Below are 2,716 nucleotides of genomic sequence, written 5' to 3'. Positions count from 1 at the left end.
GCACGTACGCGCGCTTGCGCCCGATCAGATCGCCCACCTTGCTGCCGATCAGGATGAACGCCGCCGACACCAGCGCCTCAAGCGCGATCGCGGACTGAACCCCGCTGACGGTCGTATGCAGATCGTGGACGACCGATGCGATGGAGACGTTCATCACCGATGTGTCGACGACCAGGACGAACATCGCCATCGCCAGCAGGATGGCCAGCCTGCGGTCCCCTTTGGCCAGCTCAGGAGCACTGGTAGCAGACTCACCGGTCATAGCAGGTTCACCATCCTGACAGTCATGCGCCTTTCGGCTGAAGGCAAGCCGCGTGTCCTTCGCCCTTTCGCGCCCGAACACGACCTGATCATGGCCTGCCAGAGACACACAGCGGAAGACACGTCAGGCCTGTATCTCGGGATGCTTGGGCACCATCAGGCACCCACCCACGTGAATGCGGCAGTACCGCAGGCTCAGCGAGTCGGAATCTCCGGTTCGAGGCGCTCACTGCCAGCCTCGCCGTCTCCTTGGCGGGTCAGGTAAGCATCCGGTCCGCAGGCAGCCGGCTGCCAAGCTCACGACAGCCTGCCGGTGCGCCCGGCCGTGTCGTCAGTGGACTGGCGGGAGGGCTGGCTCACGTGCCGGGCCAAAGATCCTCGGGTTCCCGCCCGCGGGTTTCCGGAAGGAGCCAGAACAGCACCATGAGCAGTGCTGCTGGAACGAAGGTGACCAGCCCGGCTGTCGCGAACCGGTGGCCGGAGCCGGCCACTGCGCCGAAGGCGACCAGGCCGGTGACGGCGCCCAGCACACCCGCGGCCAGCGACCAGCCTGCCGCTGAGGCCCGGACCGTGGTGGGGAACAGCTCGTTGACCAGTGACCCGGCCGCCGGGGCGAAGACCGAGGCGGCGAACACACCGAGGATGTAACCGGCCACCAGCGCCAGGGAGGAACCGGTGTAGGTCCAGATGGCGAGCACGGCCACGGCCGCCATGGCCAGCGCGCCGGTCAGGCGCCGGCCAGCCCGGTCCGCCAGCCACCGTCCGGCCAGCAGGCCGCCCAGCCCGGCGACGCCGGCACCTGCCACCATGCCCGCCGTCACGATGCCCGGCTGGTGGAGGAAGTTCTGCGCGAAGAGGAAGACGAAGCTGTTAGCCGGCCCGGTGATGACCGAGACGGCGAACCCGAGCACCACGATCACCGCCAGGCGGCGGCGGAACGGCCTGGCCACGGCATCAAGCACCGGGACCGGGTGCTCCGGTCCGGCCGCAGCCACGGTGAACCGGTCAGGCTCCTCGATCCATCTTCGGAGCAGCGGCAGCAGGGCCAGGGGCACCACCGCCAGCACGAACACGCCGCGGAACCCGAGCGTGCTCGCAGCCAGGCTGTGCACGATGGCGATGGCCCCGGCGCCGGTGCCGTACCCCGCTGCGACGAGCGCCACCGCCTTGGCCCGGTCCGCCGAGGCGGTCTGCTCCGCAGCGGTGACCTGCGCCAGCCCGTTCGTGGCAGCCAGCAAAGGACGGCCGCAGGCGAAGATGGCCACGAACCACCAGTAGGTGGGGCTTGCCGCGGCCACCACCGTCAGGGCCAGCCCTATGCCGACCGTGGCGAGCAGCAGCGTCCGGCGGCCGAAGCGGTCGGCAAGGCCAATGACCGGAAGCGCGCCGAGCGAAGCCAGGCGCATGATGGCGAGCCCGATGCCCAGGTCGGTGCCCGACAGCCCGGCCTGGGCGACGAGAGTCCCGCCGTTGTCCGCCTGGCCGAACCCCCGGGCCACGTCGCCGAGGGCCGCCACGACGCCGAACTGCCCGAACCCCGCGGCGAAGGCGGCGATAGCCGCGCCGACGACGGCCCGGTCGCTCCAGCGATGCAACCGGAACGCGCCCCGCGCGGCTACGGTGCCCTGGCCCGGATCAGTGCTCAATGCTGCCCACCTTGCCCGGGACGCACCCCCTGGGCATGCAGGTCACGCAGAAGACCGTCCCGGCACCCTCCTGCCTCAGATCCTCCACGGCAACACCGCACCATGGCAATGGGCGCCGGGCATATCCCGGTCCGGACTGGTGAAGGCCCCGATTCGGGGATGCTGCCCATCCCAGTTCCGAAACCCCAGACGCTGCATATCCGCGGCACCCGGCCGCGTCCACCCCAGGACCCGTTCAGATAGCCGAGATATGCGCGCCACCATCCTCCTGGCTCCAGGCCTCCTGGCTCCAGGCCGCGGCTGCCGCGCAGATCGGCGGGCAGGCGTGCGTCCGTTTGAGGCGGAGTCTGCTCGCCGAGGTACGTCCTCGCAATGGGAGTGCTGTTGATCGGCATCTGGCCCCTCGGAGCGGTGGGTGATCGCGGGGCTGGCCGCCTGTCCGGCATCGGGTAAGTACCCTTGGGCGGTGTTCTCGCCTCAAGGGCCGTCCATGCGTGAACTGGCGGTGCAGGCGCTGTCCTCGGTCGAGGGCGGCTATGACTTGCTTGCCCCGAAGTTCGACTACACGCCTTTCCGCACCTCCGATGGCGTGCTCGACGCGACCGCCGGCGCGCTGCGCCCGTTCGGCCCGTTCGGCCGGGGACTGGACGTGTGCTGTGGCACCGGCGCGGGCATGCGGGTCCTCGGGTCCCTGTGCCAGGAACCGGTCACAGGCGTCGATTTCAGCGCTGGCATGCTAGCGCAGGCGCGCAGCGCGCACCCGGACGCCGGATGGGTACGGGCCGATGTCCGCGCCCTGCCCTTTGCCG

General features: G+C 70.3%; 2 protein-coding genes and 1 pseudogene. 1 reads left to right on the top strand and 2 read right to left on the bottom strand.

Annotated elements, in window-relative coordinates; genetic code table 11:
- A pseudogene (locus WA805_RS21825) lies at window positions 1-343 on the bottom strand (hypothetical protein); the annotation flags it as partial.
- 274 nt (window positions 344-617) lie between these two features.
- Window positions 618-1,907: an MFS transporter gene (locus WA805_RS21820; RefSeq protein ID WP_422273193.1), complete on the bottom strand. Its 1,290-nt coding sequence runs from the start codon at window positions 1,905-1,907 to the stop codon at window positions 618-620.
- A gap of 466 nt (window positions 1,908-2,373) precedes the next feature.
- Here WA805_RS21820 and WA805_RS21815 point away from each other — a divergent pair.
- Window positions 2,374-2,716 (top strand): class I SAM-dependent methyltransferase (locus WA805_RS21815; RefSeq protein ID WP_425243259.1); only part of this gene is annotated, 343 nt, incomplete at its 3' end.

Origin of the sequence: Trebonia sp., from assembly GCF_049794275.1 — a bacterium.
Lineage (GTDB): Bacteria > Actinomycetota > Actinomycetes > Streptosporangiales > Streptosporangiaceae > Trebonia.
The sequence above is the reverse complement of the archived record's forward strand: the minus strand, read 5'-3'. Positions and strand labels throughout refer to the sequence as shown.